The 24,082-nt window shown below is 32.3% G+C and carries 13 protein-coding genes; all 13 read left to right on the forward strand.

The window, feature by feature from the left end:
• Positions 1-203 precede the first annotated feature (203 nt).
• Positions 204-1,628, forward strand: a complete 1,425-nt coding sequence (locus COL3_RS05490; protein ID WP_008429117.1) for a cadherin-like beta sandwich domain-containing protein — start codon at positions 204-206, stop codon at positions 1,626-1,628.
• Between the two features lie 400 nt (positions 1,629-2,028).
• Positions 2,029-4,257, forward strand: coding sequence for a cadherin-like beta sandwich domain-containing protein (locus COL3_RS05495; protein WP_008429115.1), 2,229 nt, complete (start codon positions 2,029-2,031; stop codon positions 4,255-4,257).
• A gap of 180 nt (positions 4,258-4,437) precedes the next feature.
• Positions 4,438-5,745, forward strand: a complete 1,308-nt coding sequence (locus tag COL3_RS05500) for a methyl-accepting chemotaxis protein (protein WP_008429113.1) — start codon at positions 4,438-4,440, stop codon at positions 5,743-5,745.
• A gap of 220 nt (positions 5,746-5,965) precedes the next feature.
• Positions 5,966-8,011: an HD domain-containing phosphohydrolase gene (locus COL3_RS05505; protein WP_008429111.1), complete on the forward strand. Its 2,046-nt coding sequence runs from the start codon at positions 5,966-5,968 to the stop codon at positions 8,009-8,011.
• Positions 8,012-8,127: 116 nt separating this feature from the next.
• A complete protein-coding gene (locus COL3_RS05510; protein WP_008429109.1) occupies positions 8,128-10,224 on the forward strand; it encodes an N-acetylmuramoyl-L-alanine amidase family protein in 2,097 nt (698 codons plus the stop codon).
• A gap of 255 nt (positions 10,225-10,479) precedes the next feature.
• The gene (locus COL3_RS05515) at positions 10,480-13,380 is read left to right on the forward strand and encodes an Ig-like domain-containing protein (protein ID WP_008429107.1); all 2,901 of its coding nucleotides are present in this window, start codon (positions 10,480-10,482) and stop codon (positions 13,378-13,380) included.
• Positions 13,381-13,503: 123 nt separating this feature from the next.
• Positions 13,504-14,268: an InlB B-repeat-containing protein gene (locus COL3_RS05520; RefSeq protein WP_008429105.1), complete on the forward strand. Its 765-nt coding sequence runs from the start codon at positions 13,504-13,506 to the stop codon at positions 14,266-14,268.
• Positions 14,269-14,479: 211 nt separating this feature from the next.
• Positions 14,480-15,355 (forward strand): glycerophosphodiester phosphodiesterase, encoded by an 876-nt coding sequence (locus COL3_RS05525; protein ID WP_008429103.1) that lies wholly within the window; start codon positions 14,480-14,482, stop codon positions 15,353-15,355.
• 223 nt (positions 15,356-15,578) lie between these two features.
• Positions 15,579-16,475 (forward strand): transposase, encoded by an 897-nt coding sequence (locus COL3_RS05530; RefSeq protein ID WP_008429101.1) that lies wholly within the window; start codon positions 15,579-15,581, stop codon positions 16,473-16,475.
• Between the two features lie 511 nt (positions 16,476-16,986).
• Entirely contained in the window at positions 16,987-18,582 is a 1,596-nt protein-coding gene (locus COL3_RS05535; protein WP_008429099.1) for a peptide chain release factor 3, read from the forward strand.
• A 204-nt stretch (positions 18,583-18,786) separates the two neighbouring features.
• Complete coding sequence (locus tag COL3_RS05540) at positions 18,787-19,107, forward strand: hypothetical protein (protein ID WP_008429096.1); 321 nt, start codon at positions 18,787-18,789, stop codon at positions 19,105-19,107.
• Between the two features lie 193 nt (positions 19,108-19,300).
• Positions 19,301-21,544, forward strand: coding sequence for an N-acetylmuramoyl-L-alanine amidase (locus COL3_RS05545; protein WP_008429093.1), 2,244 nt, complete (start codon positions 19,301-19,303; stop codon positions 21,542-21,544).
• A gap of 248 nt (positions 21,545-21,792) precedes the next feature.
• Complete coding sequence (locus COL3_RS05550; protein WP_008429091.1) at positions 21,793-23,817, forward strand: N-acetylmuramoyl-L-alanine amidase; 2,025 nt, start codon at positions 21,793-21,795, stop codon at positions 23,815-23,817.
• The last annotated feature ends 265 nt before the right edge of the window (positions 23,818-24,082 follow it).

The following is a 24,082-nucleotide window of genomic DNA, read 5'->3' on the forward strand; positions in this document are numbered from 1 at the left end:
GAAAGAACTGTTACTTGTGATTTTAAATAATTGCAGTAACAGTTTTTTTTTGTTCGGAGTACAGTCAATCATGTGTGTAGTTACCATTTTCACAAAAAATTAATATAAAATTAAGATTTTTAGGAATAAACCTAAGTTTACAGTAAAGTATTATAATGATAACATTATTATATTAAGATAAGTGGGAATAAAGGGGACGAAATATGAATAAGACTATTAAAAGAAGAATTGTAGTTGTGTTTATTACTTGCATATTCGCATTTATAAAACTTAACTGTTTAAATTCAACTGCAATAAAAGCTTATGCTGATCAAAAGCCTCAATTAAAAAACGTCTATTTTAGTGAAGGAGATGATATCGACTTTTATGCAGATGTGTATTCTTACATAGTGGACGTTGATAAAGACGTTGATAAAGCGTTTATTAAGGCCAAGCCTGATGATCCTTTAGATATAGTGACAGTCAATGGAAAAACAGTAACAAAAGATAATTCTTATAAACAAGACATAGTGTTAGAAAATGGGAAAAATACAATAAAAATTGAAGTCCAAGATGATAAAACTAACAGTAAATCAACATATTTTGTTTACGTATATAGAGGTGGTAAAGATGCGGTTTATCTAGAGGACATTCTTATAAATGATAGTACTATCGGATTTGAGCCAAGCATTAATTCTTATAACATAGAACTCGATCAAGGAACTAATATAGTAGAACTAGGCACGATTCCGGTTGATGAGAACCACTCAATTATTGTTAATGGACAGCAACTAAGTACAACAAATTCCATTAAATTAAAATTTGATGGAATAGGCAAATATACTCTAAATATAGATGTTGGAGATAAAGATACTGGGAGAACAGGAAAATATTCTTTAAATATATATCTAGGTATTCCTGTATCCCCTAATGTTTCAGATTCCATTAACCAGGTATTAAAACCTAATCAATGGATTATAGTCAATGGAAGATGGAGATATAATGATGCTCTTGGAAATTGCTTGAAAAATAGGTGGTTTTACGATGATAAGTATAAAGCCTACTTCCACTTTAACAATAGAGGAAATATGCAAACTGGTTGGATAGAAGATGATGATAATTGGTACTATTTAGGCACTAAAGGTGAAATGCAGACAGGATGGGTATTCTATGAAAATGAATGGTACTATTTAGATTCAAATGGAGTAATGCAAACAGGCTGGGTTGAAGATAATGGTAATTGGTATTACTTAAGAAGAGATGGAAGTATGGCAACTGGATGGATTGTTAATTTAGACCAATGGTATTATCTAAATTCTAGTGGAGCAATGGAGACTGGTTGGATATACTATGGAAAGGAATGGTATTTGTTAGGTTCTTCAGGGGCTATGCAAACAGGCTGGGCTGAATATGATGGTGAATGGTATTATTTAAATCCAGATGGAAGTATGAAATCTGGAGAATGGGTGTACGATGATGGTAAGTGGTACTATATAAATTATTATGGCAATATGAGACGAGGATGGTTAAATGTAGATGATAAGTATTTTTATTATTTTAATGAAGATGGAACAATGCAGACAAGTCCTAAAACAATAGATGGATATACTTATTATTTCAATAACGATGGTTCGGTCGATTTTGGTTAAGGTAATCTAGAGTTAAATCTATGATTTTTTATAAATTAAACTTGGTCGAGGTATGTGTCGAATATTCGTTAAAAATTTAGAATAATAGTTAAAAAGGAACCAACATTTCCAAAAATATTTGTATATTATAATAGAAAGATTAAGGTGTGTATATGAATGTAGTTTCAAATCACACCTTAAATTATATAAATAAGCTTTATATCATTTTCTAAGCAATTATGCACATTTGTGGTAAAAATTGCTTCGAGAAATATCCATGTAAGTATTAGGTATTCACTAAAGAATATTGGAAAGCATGCGAAAATAATGGTATCATATATATTAGTTAGAATGTCGAAAGATATTATCAAATAAATCAAATTATTATGCATCTAAGAAGCACAAACGGGGGGACATATTAATGAGAGTAAAAAAGATTGATTTGAAAAGGATTGTTTCTTATCTATTAATTTTTAGCCTTTTTTTCACAACTGCGCAGATCGGAAATATAAAAAAGGCCAGCGCAGATGCAACCAACCAAGTACCAGGATTAACTCTATACGTAGGAGATAAAACTGATAATAAAACTAGAATTATAGATAAGAATTCTGGCGGACAATACACTTGTGAGTATCTGCCAATAGGAACATCTTTTTATCTAGAAGCACAAACGGGATATATTATTACAGGTGTTACAAGTAGCTCATCAAATATGGCTATACTTCAAGTAGGTAACTCGACTGGTGGAAGTGATTGGAAAATAACATCAATAAGTGATTACAGTAACTTTACTCTTACAGTTACAATGAAAGATAATAGCACTGGCATTACCACGGTATATCCAATAATAATGAGTTTTGAATCAGATTCTTCTCTTGAGTTCGGAACATTAAAGGTTACCTTTGATAACCAGACTTCATTTAATTTTGATTATAACCAAACAGATGCTAATGGAAATTACTTACTTCCAAACATTGATTCATCTATAAAAACTGCTACAATTCAAATGATTGATAAAAATAATACTCCTATGACTTTTACTGTAAACGGCGGAAGCAGCAATACTGTAAATTTAGTAGGTGGAGAAAATGACATTATTATTACTAGAACCTATTTGAATACCTCAAAGCAATATAAATTAATAATAACTAAAAAAGGCCAGGCAAAATTACAATCATTAGTACCATCTACAGGTACCTTGTCGCCTGCATTTAATTCAGATACATATGACTATGCAATTACGGTACCAACGACTCAATCAACAATCGCGTTTACTCCAACAACTGTAGATAATGCATCTACAGTTAAAGTTAACGGTGCTACTGTAAGAAGTGGAAATAAGAGCCCTAATATACAATTGGATGAAGGCGAAAATGATATAGATATTGAGGTTAAGACTACAGATGGGGATACGAGTACATATACTGTTGCGGTAACACGTACTGCACAATTTAGAAGTGCTAATCTTACAGGGCTAACTTTAACTTCAGGAACACTTTCTCCTACATTTAACAAAGGTATCTATGAATATACAGCAACTGTAGAAAACAGTGTTACCTCAATAGGTGTTACTCCAATAGCTGAAGATGCAAATTCAACAATTACAGTGAATAGCAAAAAAATACCAAGTGGCGCAACATCACCATATATTAGTTTAGATGAAGGCGTAAATGTAATTAATGTAGTAGTCACAGATACTAAAGGGAATAGTAATACCTATGTGTTAACTATTACTAGAAAATATTCAAAGGATAACGTTAATTTGGCTAGTCTTTCTGTAACTGATGGAACTATGTCTCCAAAATTTGATCCAGAGACTTACGTTTATAGTGTTAAAGAAGCAAGAAATGTAGAGAAGGTTAAGGTATTATATACTTCGCAAAATGACAAAGCAAAAATCAAGATAAATGGAAAAGAATATACAAATGGACAATCTGATTATATTAAGCTTGATATAGGAGCTAATCTTATAACAGTAGAAGTAACAGCCGAAGATGGCAAAACAACTACTACATATAAGTTAAGTGTAATTAGAGGAGATATAGAAGGTACTAACCAATGGGTACTTGTTGCAGGAAACTGGACATTCTATGATGCAACAGGAATTCAAGTGAAAAATCAATGGGTTAAATATGATAATCAGTGGTATTTCTTAGACATAAATGGATACATGCAAACTGGTTGGATAAATGAAAGTGGTAACTGGTATTACTTAAACCAAAATGGAATTATGCAAACAGGTTGGATATATGATAAAGGTTACTGGTATTATCTTCAAGGTGATGGTTCCATGAGAACGAATGTATGGGCAACATACGATGGAAAATGGTATTTCTTCAACCAATATGGACAAATGATAACTGGCTGGACATTATACAATGGTAGATGGTATTTCATGGACGACCATGGTGTAATGCAAAAGGGCTGGATTACTTATGATAAGAATAAATATTATATAAATGATGATGGTACTATGAGAAATGGATGGTTATATAGCGGAAAAGTCTGGTACTACTTAGATGATGCCGGAAAAATGGTAAGAGGATGGCAAAACATAAATGGTAAGAACTACTATTTTGACGCTAGTGGAGCTATGAAAACAGGAATGATGTTCCTTGATGGTCAATGGATAAACTTAAATAATGCCTAAACGAATGTGAGTCGAGTTTCCTTAAACAAATAGAAGTGGTGGTTAGTGTAAATCATCACTTCTATTTTTAACCTAATATTTAAGCTTAGAAATATATTGTTATTATTAGTTGAATATAGAAAAAAATAGTGATAATATATAATTTAGTATTACATGGAGAATTGTTAAGGGGGAAGAGAAATGAATAATGGCAAGAAAAATGTGTCACTAAAATCTAAACTTATATTTTCATATGCTATTATGTGTGTACTAACACTTGTATCAGGAGTTATCAATTTTAAGCAGCTATATGACATTAAAAATGGATTAGCTGCTGCTGATAAAATAGGCAGGGATATTGCTACAACATCATTTATATGCGTTGTAAGTTTGATAATTGCTATAGTTGCAGCAATATATATGCATAAAAATATAATATCAAGGTTGAATACACTTAAGAATTTTGCTAAGAAATTAGCTAAATATGATTTTGCTGAAGATGTAAAAGTAACTAAGAATGATGAAATTGGAAATATTGGAATGGAGCTAAATACAGCTCAAAGAAATGTCAAGGAATTAATCTCTACCATTCTTAATGAAGCTTGCAACATAAGTGCTTTAAGTCAAGAGTTGTCTGCAAACATAGAACAAGTTTCTGCAAAACTTGATGAAGTTGATAACTCATCAAAGGATATAAATTCTACAATGACTGAAACAAGTGCTACAGCTGAGGAAATTGCAGCTTCGATTGAAGAAGTTAACTCAAGTATGGAAAATTTAGCGAATAAGGCGGCAGATGGAAGTACAAATGCAGAAAAAATTAAGAGAAGAGCTGAAAAAGTTAAAGAAGACAGCCAAATTGCAATAGCAAGTACAACACAAGTTCGTGAACAAAAAGAAAAGAATATATTAAAAGCAATTGAAGATGCAAAGGTTGTAGAAGAAGTAAAGGTTATGGCTGATGCTATAGCAGATATTGCAGAACAAACTAATCTGTTAGCATTAAATGCAGCAATTGAAGCTGCAAGAGCTGGGGAATCTGGAAAAGGTTTTGCTGTTGTAGCTGAAGAGGTTAGAAAACTAGCAGAGGAGTCTTCTCAAACAGTTGTAACTATTCAAAGTACAATAACTAAGATACAAGATGCAGTTAGAAACCTTTCTCAAAACAGTAATGATATACTTAATTTTATGTCAACTGAAGTTGATAACCAACTACAGGCTTACGCTAAAATAGGAGAAAAATATAGCAATGATGGAGATTTTGTAAGTTCGATGTCAGAAGAATTAGTTTCTATGGCGCAAGAGGTTGAAGCTACAGTTGAGCAAATAAACCAAGCGCTTCAAAGTACGGCTGCGGATGTTCAAAAGTCATCATTAAGTAGTGAAAAAATACAAAGTGAAATAGAGGGAAGTTCGACGGCTATAGTACAAGTATCGCAGGCAGCAGCTGAACAGGCGCAAATAGCAATGAAGTTAACTGAATTAGTACAAAGATTTAAATTGCAATAACATAGCTGAGAATAAGCAGAGGATTTTTGGAATATTAATTTTACATAAAAATTATATTTTAATAGCCATCAAACTAATTTGTATGTAAATTTACAGATAGTATGATGGCTATTTAAACTAAAGAAAATACCCAGTAGAAATACAATTCAATGATTATGTGCTTAAAATGCTGTGATAATTTAATATAAAATTGTTTTAGCATTTAAAAGGGGGAGGGTTTATGAGTATAAAATATAAAACATTTTTAATAGTCATTTTAAGTGTTTTATTAATGATAGGGACTACTATTTTGATTTTTTATTTTTCATACTTTGGGTATATAAGTAAAGATCGAGAGGAAGAAATAAAAAGAAGTTTTGAAGTAGTAAATTATATAATTAATAATGAAAAAGACGATATGAAAAGCAGGCTTGTTGATTGGGGACAATGGAACGATACTTATAATTTTATAAAGAATCAAAACAAAGAATATATTGATTCAAATCTAGAAGGGAATTCAGTAAAAAACTTAGGCTTAGTAGGGATTGCATTCTTAGATAACAATAAAAAAATAATTTATTCAAAAGAAAGTGATGATGAGCATAAAAGCATAAGTGGAACTCTAGTAGATCAGCTTTTAAAAAATAGTAAGAATTTTGAAAGAACTAGTAATGGAAATATTGGTCTATTATCATGGAATGGAAAAGTATATATTACTGGAATATTATCTGTAACTCCATCCAGTGAAAGTATGGAAAGTGATGGATTTTTAGTAATGATTCGAGAAGTTGATGATAAATTGTTAAATTATATAGATCAGGTTACTAAGGTAACTTTAAAGTTTGAGGAGCCTAGTGAAGAAAAGTTTGATGCTTCCTATATTTATATGGATGATGGGGATATAATATATAATAAGGAGGATTCTGAGGCACATAAATTAGTGAAGGATATTAATGGTGATGATTCGATTGGAATTAAGATTACTGACATGGACTATGGCAATGAACATATTAGTCATTTTTTAAGTAATTTTATAACTCAATTTGTATCTTTGATAGTTATAATTATTATTTTTGATATAATAATCGTTAATAAATATATATTGAAAAGGCTTTTAAGATTAACGAAGTTTATTGAAAAAGTTGGAGCTACAAAAGATACTTCATTATCTGTTGATATATCTGGAAAAGATGAAATTCATAAGTTAGGAAATGAAGTTAATAAAATGCTTTCGGAGCTTAATCATGCTCATAAGGAAATATTATTTTTAAGTTATTCAGATAAATTAACAAGTTTAAGAAATAGAGCATATATGGAAAAGATGTTTAAGGAGCTAGATGAAAGTAGTGATAGCAGCTATTTCATTTTAATGGGAGATCTTAATGGATTAAAACTTACAAATGATGCCTTGGGACACGCAGAAGGTGATAAATTGCTCTGCCTAGTAGCCAAAATTCTTAATGAAAATTGCGATATTGATGATGTGATTTCCAGATGGGGTGGAGATGAATTTGTAATATTGGCTAAAAATAAGACAAGAGCTTATGTGAATGATTTAATAGATAGGATAAAGGAAAAATGTGAAAGCGAAGCAGAATTTCATTTTAAAATAAGTATTGCTTGGGGGTATGCAGGATCTTATGAGGATAATTTAGGGACAGAATCTGTTATGAGTTTGGCGGAAAAGAGAATGTATAGGAATAAACTTATGCAGGAAAAAAGCGCCAGAAGTGCTGCGATAAATTCACTTTTGAGAACTTTACATGAAAAAGATAGTGAGACGGAAGAACATACTATAAGAATTAAAAATTTAAGTGTTAAATTAGGAAAGAGAATAGGACTTCCAAAAGAAAAATTAGATGAGTTAGAATTATTATCTTCACTTCATGATATTGGAAAGATAGGGATACCTGAGCATATTCTTATGAAACCATCCAAGCTTACAGATGAGGAATGGGCTATAATGAAAACACATTCTGACATTGGGTATAGAATTGCAACTTCGACACCAGAATTAGCTCACATTGCAAATAATATATTGGCTCATCATGAACGATATGATGGAACAGGTTACCCAAATAAGCTTAAGGGAGAAGAAATACCGTTATTATCAAGAATTATAAATATAGTAGATTCCTTTGATGTAATGTCTCATAAAAGAATTTATAAGGAATCTTTCCATAAGGAATATATTATTGAAGAACTTAAAAGATGCTCAGGAACTCAATTTGATCCATTTCTTGTGAAAGAATTTATTAATCTGCTAGAAGAAGAGAATATCTATTAAATAATTATAATATAACAACATATATTTTATTATTAATGCACTAATGATAATTTATATATTTGAACTGATGAGTACAAAAATGTTATAATATAGATAGATATTTTGGAGGCGATAGTATGATAAGGAAAATTAATAGAATAATGGCATTAATAATAGTTACGATGAGTATTTGTACATTGATTCCTGGAAAAAATAATATATATGTTGAAGCAGCAGTGAATGATACACAAACTAGTAATATAGCTTTAGCAGGAGTAGATTTATCATCCATGGTTCCAGATGGAAACACGCTTATTGCTATGGCTGAGAGTACTGTAATTAATCCACAGTTGGAAAATGGAGTTGCAGCAATGTTTAAAGTTCAAGGTGCAAATTCAATTTCTAATTTGGAATGTGGTAATTTATCGTACACTCTTTCTGATACATTAGTTAATGAAATTTCAGCCCAAGTTCTTGAACAGCTTAAGGAGCCAATTACGAGTGCTGTTGTTGCAAAAGTGTCAGCTGCTACAGGTGGAAGTATTCCAGAAGCAACCCTAAAAAGTTTAATTGGACCTGTAGTAGAAAAAAATTTAACGGATGCATTGCCGGGAGCTATTAAAAGCAGATTTGAAAATATTCCTTTATATCAATACACCGGAAAAAATTCTTCAGGGGAAGTGAAGGCGCAAGCTTTTGTAATTAAAGGATTAGTTGGATCCATAGTTAATTCTGTTGTTGGAAACGGATCTTATTGTGTAGATACCTATAATGCAAAGGTAAGAAATGCAGCTTATAATGGACTTGCTCCAGTTCCAGCTTTAGCTTTTAGTCCAACTACTGGTACTGATGCTTATGGAAAAACACTTGATTTGGGCAGTGGCACTGAAGTAATTGGTGATGGAATGAGTATTAATATAATCGATTCATCAAATGGGAAAGCATATGTAATTAATAACCCGATCTACAATATGTTAAAGGTTCAAAAAGGTGCATCGAGTTATATAAATAAAGATTTAAACATTATTGATTTTAGTAGTGTTAGTAATTTAAAGGGTAGTTTAAGTAAATCATTAGATGTAGATGGAACAAAATTTTCGATTTTATCGCTATCTTTAACTAAAAGTGATGCTTCAATTGCAACTAATAAAGTTTATCAATATAGTCTTGTAGTGGGACCATTTGAAAAGGCTTTATTAGCAGAACAGATCTCTGGACTTAATTTACCAAGTGCTACTACTGATGCAATTAATAGTATGATAAAGGTTGATACTTATCTTATGGTACCGGATGTAAAAGCTGAAGTTGGCGGAATAGTTGATGATGCCATAGATAAAAGCGGGATAAAAGGACTAGTGACCGGAATAACTGATTCAATGAATAATCTAAGCGATTCATTAAATGATTTAACAGATTCACTTAAGGATAAGAATGATGATGTTAACGATGCTTGGGATAAGGTTTTTGATAGATTTAACAATGACCCGGGCTGGGGAAAGAAGGACGGATATAGATATTATTATGATAAAGATGGTGTAAGTTTAAAAGGTGTTCAAACAATCAATGGAAAAACTTATTATTTTAATAGAATTGACGGTGCAATGGAAACTGGCTGGCAAATAGTTGATGGCAAAAAGTGTTACTTTGATAAGAAAAAAGGATATGAATTATTTAATCAATGGATTCAAGATGGAGACGACTGGTACTTTGTTGGTGAAGATGGAGCAGTTAAGAAAATGGAATGGGTCAATGATGGAGGTAAATCATATTATTTAAAAGCTGATGGTAAAATGACTAGAGATTGGCTTAAAATCGATGAATATTGGTACTATTTTGGTAAAAGCGGTGCAATGGAAACCTCAAGTTGGAAGTGGTCTAATGGAAAGTGGTACTATCTAAAAGATAGTGGACAGGCGGCTAATACTTGGCTTCAAATAGGTGATAAATGGTATTATTTTAAAGATCCATCAGGGGAAATGCAAACAGGCTGGTTTAGAGCCGATGGAAGCTGGTATTGTACAAATGATGATGGATCAATGAAAACAGGATGGGCATATTCACAGGATGGATGGTGCTACTTAGATGAAACTACAGGTAAGATGAAAAAGAATGAATGGGTTACAATTGATGGGAAAAAATATTATTTTAATATTAATGGAGTAATGGTAACTGGATCAAGATATATAGATGGAACTAAATACATTTTTAATTCCGACGGAACTTTAAGTGAATAATTAAATATAAATAAAGGTTATTGTAGAAAAAATAGATACATAACCTTTATTTTTATATTTATTACCTAATATGCTATGTTAATCATAATATGGTATTATAACTATATAGTTATGTAAGAATATATCGATAATAAGATATGAGATATTATGCATGTTTTTATGATATAAGACGAACATAGACATAATGAAATATAAGTTACTTTTCATGAAAAGATAAATTTTAGAAGGAATATGAAAATAGGGGGGAAGGTTTTAATGAAACGGGAATTTATATGTAAGATAATTGCAGGAGCAGTTATTTTATCAACAATATGCTCTCTTGCGCCTGTTAGGGCTTCAGCTGAATGGGTAAATGATTATCAAGGTAATTGGTACTACACACAAAATGATGAAAAGGTTACAGGTTGGAAGAAAATTGATGGACAACTATATTATTTTGATGATAACGGGAAGATGTTGAAAGGCTGGATAAAGGCAGGAGACTCTTGGTATTTCATTCAAAGCAATGGGACATTAAAAACGGGTTGGATTAATTATAATAAGAATTGGTATTATTCAGATTCGACCGGTGCAATTCAAACTGGGATAATAAATGTAGCAGGAAAAGTATATATTTTTGATGATAATGGAATTATGAAAACTACTAATACAGTTATCAATGGGGAATTTTATACTATTGCTTCTGATGGAGAAGTTGCAGGTGTTAAAGTACCAACTCCAGACAGAGAATTTGATAACTCGGGAAATTGTGTTCAGGTTTTAAAGAATACGGATAATAAAGTAACTGGCACCCCAACTGATTCAAAAACTAATGAAGTTATTAAGGATCAAAGTACCTCAGATGAAAATCCTAATGAAGGAAGAATATTTAAAGTAGTACTTAAAGATTCAAATGGAGCAGAGCTTAAAACTAAAAATGTTAAATATGGAAAGACTGTTGATTTATATGAACCAAGTAAAATTAAATATAATTTCTCAAGTTGGAACACCAAAAGTGATGGGTCAGGAAAAAGCTATGCGGCTGATGATAGTATAAAGGTAGAAGGAGATATTACCTTATATGCTCAATGGACTAATGATACCTCAGTATTTGTTGATGGCATTACAATAAAGGGCAGTGCGTATGTTACTGTTAATAAAACTGCTCAAATGACAGCGGAAGTATTACCAAGTGATGCGGAAAATAAAGGAGTAACATGGTCTGTTGTTAATGGTACAGGAAAAGCAACAATTGATAGTAATGGATTGTTAACAGGAGTTTCTACAGGAACAGTCACTGTAAAAGCAACAGCTAATGATGGATCAGATATAAGCACTACTAAAGAGGTAACAGTAAGTGCAACTGATGTAGTAGTACCAGTAACTAAAATTACTGTTAACAGCCAAACAGGATCATACCTCATAACAGCTAATGCTGGAACTCTTCAAATGCTTCCAAATGTATTGCCAAGTGATGCAAATAATCCAGATGTAACATGGACAATTGAAAATGGAACAGGAAGTGCGTCAATTAGTGATACAGGACTTGTGACTGCAATATCGAATGGAACAGTATCAGTGGTAGCTACAGCTAAGGATGGTTCAGGTGTTATTGGTAAGAGAACAGTAACTATAACTGGACAATCTACAAAGATTCCAGTAGAAGGTATAGCTGTAAGTGGGAAGACTAGCAATACAATAGCAATCGATGGCGGAACACTTCAAATGGTTGCAACTGTATATCCAAGCAGTGCTACAAATAAGTCAGTAACTTGGGCTGTAGGAGATAGCAGTGATACTGGAAGAGCGGTAATTAGTGATACAGGCCTTTTAACAGCGTTATCAGATGGAATAGTTACAGTAAAAGCTATTTCAGCAGAAAATAACACAATTATTGGAAGTGGGCAGATTACAATAAAAGGTCAAACTACAAAAGTAGAAAAAATAGGTGTAACAAGCGCTTCTGATTTAATAAACGTAGATGGTCAAACAATGCAAATGAGTGCACAAGTATCACCAAGTAATGCAGTTGATCAAAGCATTGTATGGTCAGTTGAACAGTATGGAGATGCGGGAACAAAGATGACGGGAAAGGCATCAATCAGTAGTACTGGGCTCTTGACACCTCTAGCAGATGGAACTGTTACAGTAAAAGCAACCTCAAAGAAAGTTCCAACAATTTATGGAAGTAAAACAATAACAATTAGTAATCAAAGTATTAAAGCTACAGGTCTAATAATAACGCCTGATGATGTTAAAGAGTTAGATACTAAACAGGGAACTTCACCAGAACTTCAATTTGGTGTAATAATAACTCCAAATAATGCAACAAACACTACATCGGGTGCAGTTAAGTGGGAAGTAAGAGATGTAAATGGCGATGCTGAATTTGTCCCAGGCCAGACTGGATTACTGAGGGCATTAAAAAATGGAACAGTCATAGTAACTGCTACAACAATAGATGGATCAAATATTTCAGTAAGCAAGGCATTAACCATAAGTGGATTAATAACAGATGTAACTGATGCAACAATAGTTGGAAAAGATACTTCTTCCAGTGGGTCAACTGACGATCTTTCTACAATAACACAAAAAGCTGGAACACTTCAAATGGCATTAGTTTTAAACCCAATTGATGCAGCTAGTAATGGAACAGTAACATGGTCAGTTGTACAAGCTGGAGATGCGGATGCAGATAATACTATTACTGGCAAAGCAACAATTTCTGCAACTGGGCTTTTAAAAGCAGTAGATAACGGTACAGTCAAAGTTAAGGCGCATCTAACTTATAATATGGTAAAACTTAATTCGGATGGAAGTGTTATGCGAGATGCTAATGGAAATGCTGTAATTGAAACAAAAGTTGTTGATAGAGAAAAGATTATAACAATATCAGGTCAACCAGTTTATGTATCAGGTATTGATATAAGTAGTCCATCGGGAACAGTTACTGTAGGGCAACAACTTCAAATGACAGCTATTATAACTCCGACTGGTGCAACCAATAAAACAATCCAATGGTCAGTTGAGAGCATTGATGGAGGAAATGCATCAATTGGTAGCGGTGGATTGCTGCAAGGAACTGTGGCTGGAAATATTTATGTAAGAGCTACTGCTACTGATGGATCTGGAACAACTAAAACTATACCAATAACTGTGGTAGCTCCAACACCATAACTACCACATCCAGAACAGGAAACAGTAATTAATAGCTTTATAAACAAAGGAATAAAGGCCAAGTTATATTAAGTACCGTTATAACTTGGTCAATGGATTAAAAAAACGAGGGGGAAACGTGAAATGAAGCATAATTTTTTGAAGAAATTGGCTCTAATAGGCGTTGCGGCTACATTAACTACATTAATTCCAATAGGAGCTTCAGCAGCCTGGATTGAAAGTAGCAATGGAGTGTGGAGCTATACAGAAGGATACACTTATGCTACAAGTTGGAGACAAATAGGCGGAGTATGGTATTTCTTTGATTCGCAAGGGCAAATGAGAACAGGATGGATCTATGACGGAGGCCAATGGTATTACGCAGATTTAAATGGAGCCATGCAAACTGGAGTAATTCAAATTGAAGGGAAAATATATTTCTTTTCACCGAGTGGAGCAATGCAGAAAAGTAGCTGTATTATAAATCAAAAACTTTATAGCTTTGATGATAATGGAGCTTGCTTGGGTCCAGATTATCCAACACCACAAAAGGCATTTGATTATTATGGAAATACTACAGTTCCTTATATTCCAAGTCAAATAATAAATGAAAATGCAACCATGTCTACCGATATTCCATCAGATGGCACCAATAAAACAAAGGAATATAAGGTTACATTTAAGGATCCTGATGCAGAAGATTCTGATGAAGAAGTACTTAAGACAAGAACAGTTCCTGAAAATACAAATATGCCTTTATACAAACCAACAAAGAGCGGTTATACCTTTGTTGAATGGAATACTAAGAAAGATGGAGAGGGAACAGGCTATGAATATGATGATAAGATAAAAATTACAAAAGACATTATATTATATGCACAATGGAAGGAAGATACAACTGCTGAATAACATTAAGTAAAATATTTATATTTCAAAATACTTGTCCTAATGCTCAAATTTAAAGCGCAAAATGGACAAGTATTTTCTATTTATTTTATATTGTTTTTCATACGATAATAAGTTTATAACAGGTGCAGAATATTTATAAAACAGTGAATATTAAGGTGAGTGCAGACGTAATACTATATAGTTGCTAATGCAGATAATAGGAGGCGAGAATTTGGAAATTTTAAATATTGCACATAGAGGATATAGTGGGAAATTTGATGAAAATACAATGTTAGCATTTAAGAAAGCAATTGAATATAATGCAGATGGTATAGAAACAGATGTTCAGCTTACAAAAGATGGAGTGCCTGTAATTATTCATGATGAAACTTTAGATCGAACTACTAATGGACATGGCTTGGTTAAAGATTATACTTTAGATGAACTTAAGATTTTTAGAACTAGGAGTACTCCAAGGGTTCAAGCGCTAAAGGATATCGCATTGAAAGAAATGGAATATTTAAAATTAGAGGGGAAAAGGCAGATTTATAATTCCTCAATAGGTGAATATAGCACTAAAGAAGTTGAATATTTTGAAAAAAAATTAGGTGAAGAAATACCAACATTAAGAGAACTATTAGAACTTGTTTCTAAATCGGATTTAAAAATATTAAATTTAGAATTAAAGAATAGTATAATCGAGTATAAAGGGTTAGAAAAAAAGGTTCTAGAAATGATTGATGAGTTTAATTTAAGAGAGCGGATTATAATATCGAGCTTTAATCATTTAAGTTTAGCTGCAATAAGAAAAATTGAAGGCAGCAGAAAAATAATACTGGGAGCTTTAACGGAAACAACACTTGCAAACGTACCTCAATATTTAAAGGCCATCCAAGTGGAATGTTACCATCCTTATTTTCCAAGCATTCTCAATAAAGAATATATCAAAGAAATAAAAGAAGCAGGAATACTAGTAAATACTTATACAGTTAACGATCTTGATAATATGAAGAGAGTAATAGAGGCTGGTGCAGATGGTATTATTACAAATGAAGTTGAGATATTAAATATTTTAAAAGAAAAATTCTTAAAAGACAAATTTGTATAACTGGAAAAAATAATTTAAGAACTTCAATGACAAAAATGTTGGTAATTAATGATGTATATATAAAATAAAAAGGTTTAATGTATGGAAAGCTCAATTATATATTTATATGATAAAAAATGTGTAATATGTATTAAATAAATATTGGTAATGATTATAAAGTTGAAAATATGGAGAGTATTAAAAGGAGATTTGTTAAAAAAATTTATTAACAGAGGTGTTTCTTTTGATACAAGAAGATATGGAATTAAGAAAATTAGAGCTATATATTAGTGAAGTCTTAAAAAAGGATATTTATAAAAGGAGAAAAATTGAGTATTGCCAGCGTTGCGGTTGTAAATCCTATATTAGATATGGATCATATAAAGGAATACAGCGATACAAATGTAAAGAATGTGGAAAGACTTTTTCTAATACCACAAATTCAATATGGAGCTATTCAAAAAAAGAGACAAAATTATGGATGAAATTTGTTGAGTTTATGATAGAAAAGAAATCATTAAGATTTTGTGCTGAAAATTTAAGCATTAATTTAGTAACAGCATTTTATTGGAGACATAAAGTGCTGCATGCATTAACACTGGATGATACACCTAATATGTTAAAAGGGATAATTTATATCGGAAAAACTATAGTTAAAGAAAATTTCAAGGGGTGCAGAAATATAGAAGAAATAAGGCAAAGTACGCATAGAAGGAGAAATATTTGGATTATAGGTGCTAAGGGTGAGGAGGATTCTATGTTTATTAAACCAATATTTAAAGATTTTTGGGATTTAAAGTTATTTAATGAGAAAGTTTATACAAAAATAGAGAAAAAATCATACATAGTATCATATGGAGATAGATATCTTTCATTGGTTGCACAAAAGCATAATAAAAAGAGGTTAATAAATGTGAAAGACGATAATCGCATAAGGTACATGATATTAAACCTGATGAATTGGTTTGCTGTATTTCGTGGAGTTGCCACAAAATATTTGCAAAGATATCTCAGTTTTTATATCTTATTTAATTTAGATAGAATATTTTCTTGTATGGAGTTAATCTATAATGATTTACTTTCGGGAAACAGATTCATAAGAACAAATCAAATAAGAATTGTAGAAAATTACATGTATTAGATATAATGGTGTGAATTATTTAACTTTCATTATTAAAATTAATGAATCTTGTATTTCTGCATGATGGTTTTTCTAAATCAGGCTGCTAGTCAAAGTATAATAATTATATTTCATATATATAATTATTATGGAATTTTAATAATCTTAACCAACATTTCATTAATACATACGCTAAGGTAATTTATAAGAATGTATATGAACGTTATGATGAAATAATAATTAGTTGCTTTTGAAATATTTGCAAAAAGTTATCGTTAATCATTAGTACAAATTAATTTGGAAAGCGTTTTGTTTATACAGTTGTATCTAATGGATATTCAGTATACATAACATATGGGATGTGATATAATAATTTAGTTAATAATGAAGGGTTTATAATGGTTAGGGAAATGCATAAGACATAATTGATGATGGAAAAATTAATCAATTAAAAAGCTACAAGCATAAAAATAAGCATTCCTTAATTATCCATAGTAAACACTAGTTGATAGTTTAATAGGAGGGCTTAGATTTGGCTGATTATATAAAAGAAATTGAAAAGAGAAGAACCTTTGCAATTATATCTCACCCTGATGCAGGTAAAACCACTCTTACTGAAAAACTGTTACTTTATGGAGGAGCTATAAGGCTTGCCGGTTCTGTTAAGGCAAGAAAGGCTTCAAAGCATGCAGTTTCTGACTGGATGGAAATTGAAAAGCAAAGAGGTATCTCTGTTACTTCTTCGGTTATGCAATTTAACTATAATGATCACTGTATTAACATATTAGATACTCCAGGTCACCAAGACTTCTCGGAAGATACATATAGAACTCTTATGGCAGCAGATTCAGCAGTTATGGTTGTGGATGCAGCTAAAGGTATAGAGGATCAAACGAGAAAGTTATTCCATGTTGCATCTTTAAGGGAAATGCCTATTTTCACGTTTATAAACAAAATGGATAGAGAAGCCAAAGATCCATTTCAATTACTTGAGGATATTGAAAATGAACTTGGAATTAAAACTTACCCAATGAATTGGCCAATTGGTTCTGGTAAGGAATTTAAGGGTGTATATGAAAGAGACAATAATAGAATTATAGCTTTTAATGGTGGAAATCATGGTCAAAATGAAGTTGAGGCTATAGAAGGTTCGGTTGATGATCCTAAATTTAGAGAAATTTTAGGGGATGCATTACATGACAAGTTAATGGAGGACATTGAACTTTTAGATATTGCTGGAGATGATTTGGATTTAGATGCTGTAAGAAAAGGGGAATTGACTCCAGTATTTTTTGGATCAGCTTTAACAAACTTCGGTGTGGAACCATTTTTAGAACATTTCTTAGAAATGACTACATCACCGCTTGCAAGAAATTCTACAGTTGGAGCTATTGATCCGTTTGAAGATAAATTCTCTGCTTTCGTATTTAAGATACAAGCAAATATGAATAAGGCCCATAGGGATAGAATCGCATTTATGAGAATTTGCTCAGGTAAGTTTAATAAAGGTGAAGATGTATTTCATGTACAAGGTGAAAAGAAAATTAAATTAGCTCAGCCACAACAATTTATGGCTCAAGATAGAGAAATAGTTGAAGAGGCATATGCAGGAGATATAATAGGTGTGTTTGATCCAGGTATATTCTCAATTGGAGATACTTTATGTACAGCATCAAAGAAATTTAAGTTTGAAGGAATTCCGACTTTTGCACCAGAACATTTTGCAAGAGTAAGACCAGTAGACACTATGAAGAGGAAACAATTTATCAAAGGTGTTACTCAAATAGCACAAGAAGGTGCAATCCAAGTATTTAAGGAAACTCATATTGGAATGGAAGAGATAATAGTTGGAGTTGTTGGCGTACTTCAATTTGAAGTTCTAGAATATAGATTAAATAGTGAATATAATGTTGATATCAAAATGGATAGACTATCCTATAGATATGTTAGATGGATAGAAAATAAAGATGTTGATATGGATTCATTAAACCTAACTTCAGATACCAAGAAGGTTAAAGACTTTAAAGATAGAAACTTACTTATATTCCAAAATGACTGGGGTATAAGCTGGGCGCTAGATCATAATAAAGGATTAATTTTATCTGGTGTTGGAAAGAGTGAAGAATAAAAGTTAATAAATTTAAATACAAGAGGATACATTTATGCATTAATATAAACTTTTATGTTTATAATGCATGGAGGTATTCTTTTTTTCGGGTAAATATGAAATTTACAACCATTATAATAAATGATTCTCTTGGAAAGTAACAAAAATAAACAATTATTCATATTATTATTATATATAATATTGCTGTACATGGAGAGGAAGAAAATGAGTAACTGTGACTGTGACTATAGTGATTCTGGTTTTGATACTCTTGGAGCTACTGCAAATAACCCAATAAATGATTTGACCTTATCTACAATGGTTGTGGGGAATCAAGAGGCAGTGTTATGCCGATTAGTGATGGTTTTATTATTCTTATATGCGTTTACTAATCAAAACTTTATTTGTTATTTAATAAATATGAATGAGAAACTGCTTTGCAATCAAATGTGTCTTACAGATAAAATGGTAGATAATTTAATGGACCAACTTGCAAATTGTCAAGACAATTTGGAAAATTGCAGAAGAAAAAACCGTAATCACTAAAAGAGAGCACTAAACCAGGCTCTCTTTTATTTTGGGCTATTTTGTACTGGGGCCAAGTACATAAGGTGGAATACTTATCATAAAAACCAACTTTATGAGAATATATGATAAAAAAAACTACATTTTTTCAAATTTACCTTTAATGCCATGATGTTTTTTGTTAAAATCAAATGTAGGGAGGTGGCAGACTGTTTTGAATATTAACAAGAAACTTATTACCTTTATTTTATCTTTCGCAATGGTATTAAGTTTGATTCCGACATTAAATGTACAAGCAGCAACTACTGATTATAAAATAATATCAGACAGTAAGGTTACTGCTAAACAAGCTAAAAAATGGGCTAAATCTAAAGGAGCAACACAGACATTTATAAATTTAGCAGATCTTTATTTTGAGTATGCATCAGATCATGGTGGTGTTAATCCAGCTATTGCATATGTTCAATCAGCCAAAGAAACTGGATTTGGAAAATTTGGAGGAGTATTAGATGAAAGTTTTCATAACCCATGTGGATTAAAAACTGAAGCTGGTGGAGACAATACTGACCCAAATGCTCATCAGAAATTTGATTCTTGGGATGAAGGTGTACAAGCGCATTTAGATCATTTAGCTTTATATGCAGGAGCTAGTGGGTATCCAAGGGATGATACTTATGATCCAAGACATTTTGTAACTATTAAAGGTAACGCGACTACGGTAAACTCTTTAAGTGGAAAATGGGCTCCAAGTGCTACATATGGTGAAGAAATAAGTAAATTATATGAAGATTTGATGGATTACTCTGGTGTAGATTATCCAAAGGATAGTGATAACACTAATACTGGAAAGAATACTAGTGGATCTTCATCAAATGCGGCTCCAAATCCAGGAAAACCTGAAAGCAAGCCAATTGCACCTAGTGTTATTGATGTTATTCCAGAAAATAAACCTCAAGGTGGAAGTAAACCTCAAGAGGAAAAACCTAATATAACATCAACAATTGGTTGGAAAAACGAAAATGGAGCTTGGTATTACTATAAATCAGATAATACAAAGGCAATTGGCTGGATTAATCCTGATGGAAATTGGTATTACTTAAAAGATGATGGTAAAATGGCAACTGACTGGGTAAGTGACAATGGAAAGTGGTATTATCTTGATAAGTCAGGTACTATGTTTAAAGGGTGGAAACAATTAAATAACGATTGGTACTTTTTAAGCAATTCGGGTGCTATGGCAACTGGAATCCAATATGATGGCTCAGATTTGTATTATTTTAAAGATTCAGGAGTTATGGCCACCAATAATGGATGGACAAAAATTAATGATAAATGGTACTATTTTGAAAAAAGTGGAGCAATAAAGACTGGCTGGTTTAAAGATCATAATAATTGGTATTACCTTCAAGGTGATGGAAGCATGGTAACTGGTCTTTCAAGAATAGATAATAAAATCTATATGCTTGACAATGGTGGCATTATGCAAACCGGCTGGGTGAAGATAGGAAGCTACTGGTATTACTTCAATACTGATGGAAGTATGGCAACAGGATGGATTGTAGATAATGGATCATACTATTATCTATATGATACTGGAGCTATGGCTAAAGGATGGCTTAATATTAACGGAACTTGGTACTATTTAAATGATAGTGGTGCTATGGCTACAGGTTGGGTTACGTCTAATGGAGATTCGTATTATTTAGACACAAATACAGGAAGAATGCTTACAAACACTACAATTGAAGGGTATAAAATTGGTTCGGATGGTAAGAAGCAATCTACATCTAATCAAGATGATGATAATTCTGGAACAACGACACCACCACCAATAAATAATGGTTCTTCAAATGGTAAAAAGACCATAGCAATAGATCCTGGTCATGATTATGGTAATGATTATGGTGCTACAAGTACTATTGATGGGGTGACTTATGATGAAACAGTTTTAAATATGCAGGTTGCAGATAAATTAAAAACTGAACTTCAAAATAGAGGATACAATGTAGTAATGACAAGAAATCTTGGAGAAAAACCTTCTTACGGTTCGCTAATTGATAGTCTTACTCATAAAGTTGATGTTGCTAATAATGCAAATGCAGATTTCTTTATAAGTATTCATCATAATTCAGCTGATACATCAGCTAATGGGGTACTAACTCTTTATAGTACGCAAGCTCAAGATGATAGTTTTGGTGGAAAGTTAGATAATGCAAGAATAGAAAAAAGTAAAAAGATGGCTACTCTTATTAACAACAACATTTCAAGTAAACTTAACTTGAATAATAGGGGTGGACAGTCACAAAATTTATTTGTATGTAGAAATGCAAATATGCCAGCAGTACTTGTTGAAGTTGGATTTATAACAAATAAAGATGAAGCAATAAGATGTTCAGACCCAGCAAGTCAACAAAAAGTAGCTCAGGCAATTGCAGAAGTCATTGCAGCTAACATTTAATTAAATATACAAAGTAACAAGAAGAAAGATCAACTATATAATAATGGGTATTATAGTTGGTCTTTCTTTTTGGTATATTATACCTATATAGTTTTGTATGTATAGAAAATAAGAATTATTACCATATTTTACATGGCGCGATATAACAGATTGTCTAGTATATTAGTCCCTAAAACAATTTAGAAGCTTGTATTATATATTGGAGAAATATTTGACTTTAAAACCAAATAGAATGGGGGAAAGCTGTTTTGAAGGCTATTAAGAGATTGACTAAATTTTTGTTTGCTTTTGTGATAGTTTTAGCATTAATTCCGACTATAAATGTTAAGGCGGCCATCACTGATACTAAAATAATATCAGATACAAAAGTAACAGCAAAACAGGCGGAAGAATGGGCGAAATCTAAAGGAGCAACTGATACCTTTGTCGAGCTAGCAGAGCTATATTGGAAGTACGCACCCACGCATGGAAATGTTAACCCAGCTATAGCGTATGTGCAGGCTGCTAAGGAAACAGGGTATGGTAACTTTGGCGGAGTATTAGATGAAAGTTATCATAATCCATGTGGACTAAAAACTAGTTCCGGTGGAGCCGACACTGATCCAAATGCTCATCAAAGATTCAGCACTTGGGATGAAGGCGTACAAGCTCATTTGGACCACTTAGCACTCTATGCGGGAGCTTCTGATTATCCAAGAAGCAATACATATGACCCAAGGCAGTTTATTACAATTAAAGGAAATGCGGTGACTGTAAACGCATTAAGTGGGAAATGGGCTCCAAGTCTTACATATGGACAAGAGGTTAATGAATTATATTATAACTTATTAGTAGCAGCAGGGGTTGTCTCTTCATCAGATGTTAATGCATCTGGCATTGATAGTAATTCAGGTACTAGCACAGTCACAAGCTCAACTACAAGTGCAGGAGTAGTGGTAGATACAACAACTACTACAGCTAGCAAACCGCAAACAGCTCAAGCAGGATCAGCAGGTGTGCAAGCAACGGAACCAATTAAGCTATCAATTGATAATAGCACAAATATCTCATCATCAATTGGATGGAAATTGGAGATTGGAAATTGGTACTATTATAGATCAGATAATAGCAAGGCAACTGGTTGGATTAAACCTGATAGTGATTGGTACTACTTGTATAGCGATGGAGTCATGGCAAAAGGCTGGGTTAATCAGAATGGAAAATGGTATTATCTTAAATCAAGTGGGGCAATGGCTCTTGGTTGGGTAAAGGATAATAATAAGTGGTATTATCTTCAAGGTGATGGCAGCATGACCACTGGCCTTAGACTAATTGATGGAAATAAATATTTCCTAGATTCAAGTGGAGCAATGAGAGTAGGTTGGACTTTAATCAGTGGACAATGGTACTTTTTTAGCACAAGTGGAAATATGTTAACAGGTTGGACTAATGCAAATGGGAACTGGTATTACTTATATTCAAACGGAATGATGGCAACAGGTTGGATTAATCTAAATGGAAATTGGTACTATTTAAGAAGCAGTGGTGCTAGAGCAACAGGTTGGATAGTAGATGGTAAAGATTATTACTATTTACAACCTAGTACAGGCATTATGGCTAAAGATACGGTTGTAAATGGATGGAAGATAGGCCCGGATGGAAAACGTGGAAGCAAAATTCCAGGAAGTACGTCAAGAAAAGTAATAGTACTAGATCCAGGCCATAATTTTGGCGGAGATGATGGCGCTTACGCAACTAGTAATGGTGTCACATACGCTGAAAGAGACTTAAATATGCAGGTAGCAGATAAGTTAAAGGCAAAGCTTGAAGGGCTAGGATATACAGTAATTATGACGAGGTATTCATCAGATAGAAATACTGATGATGTGAATACAAGCCTTACTAATAGGGTGAATATTGCCAATAATGCTAAAGCAGATTTATTTGTAAGTTTACATCATAATTCAGCATCTCCAACAGCCAATGGAGTGGAGGTTTATTACAGCTCAAGACCTCAAGATGATAGTTTTGGAGGAGCATATAATGATTACAAGCTTTCAACAAGTATGAGTCTGGCATCTTCTGTAGCATCTGCTATTACAAGCAGCACTGGTGCTCAAAATAGAGGAGCTAGGGATAGCAATTACTTTGTTTGCAGAAATACGAGTATGCCTGCAATTCTAATTGAATTTGGGTTTATTACTAATCCAGATGAAGCACAAAAGTGTGCAAGTTCATATTATCAAGATTTAGAAGCAACAGCAGTTGCAAATGCAATTTCAGCAGCATTTTAGAGTTAAGATTTATTATTTCAAATTTTAATAAAGGGATATAAGAGAGGCGTATCAAATTTTTAGATACGCCTTTTTGCATGTTGGATTTCTGAAAAATACATTGATTTAATAAAAAATTAATACATTATTTAAATTATATGTATTGATAGTTTTCCTTTGGTAATTTATATTTTAAAGTAATAAGGCACAATCAAAAAAATAACAAGTCAATCTGCCAAGCCTATTTTCCATCATCAAAGGAGGTTAAATTGCATGCGCAATTTAA

It is taken from the genome of Clostridium sp. LS (assembly GCF_002760435.1).
Taxonomy (GTDB): Bacteria; Bacillota; Clostridia; order Clostridiales; family Clostridiaceae; genus Clostridium.

Excerpts from the sequence above, each read along its gene's own strand:
- COL3_RS05490 (WP_008429117.1), top strand. The coding sequence starts at position 204 with ATGAATAAGACTATTAAAAGAAGAATTGTAGTTGTGTTTATTACTTGC.
- COL3_RS05495 (WP_008429115.1), top strand. The coding sequence starts at position 2,029 with ATGAGAGTAAAAAAGATTGATTTGAAAAGGATTGTTTCTTATCTATTA.
- COL3_RS05500 (WP_008429113.1), top strand. The coding sequence starts at position 4,438 with ATGAATAATGGCAAGAAAAATGTGTCACTAAAATCTAAACTTATATTT.
- COL3_RS05505 (WP_008429111.1), top strand. The coding sequence starts at position 5,966 with ATGAGTATAAAATATAAAACATTTTTAATAGTCATTTTAAGTGTTTTA.
- COL3_RS05510 (WP_008429109.1), top strand. The coding sequence starts at position 8,128 with ATGATAAGGAAAATTAATAGAATAATGGCATTAATAATAGTTACGATG.
- COL3_RS05515 (WP_008429107.1), top strand. The coding sequence starts at position 10,480 with ATGAAACGGGAATTTATATGTAAGATAATTGCAGGAGCAGTTATTTTA.
- COL3_RS05520 (WP_008429105.1), top strand. The coding sequence starts at position 13,504 with ATGAAGCATAATTTTTTGAAGAAATTGGCTCTAATAGGCGTTGCGGCT.
- COL3_RS05540 (WP_008429096.1), top strand. The coding sequence starts at position 18,787 with ATGAGTAACTGTGACTGTGACTATAGTGATTCTGGTTTTGATACTCTT.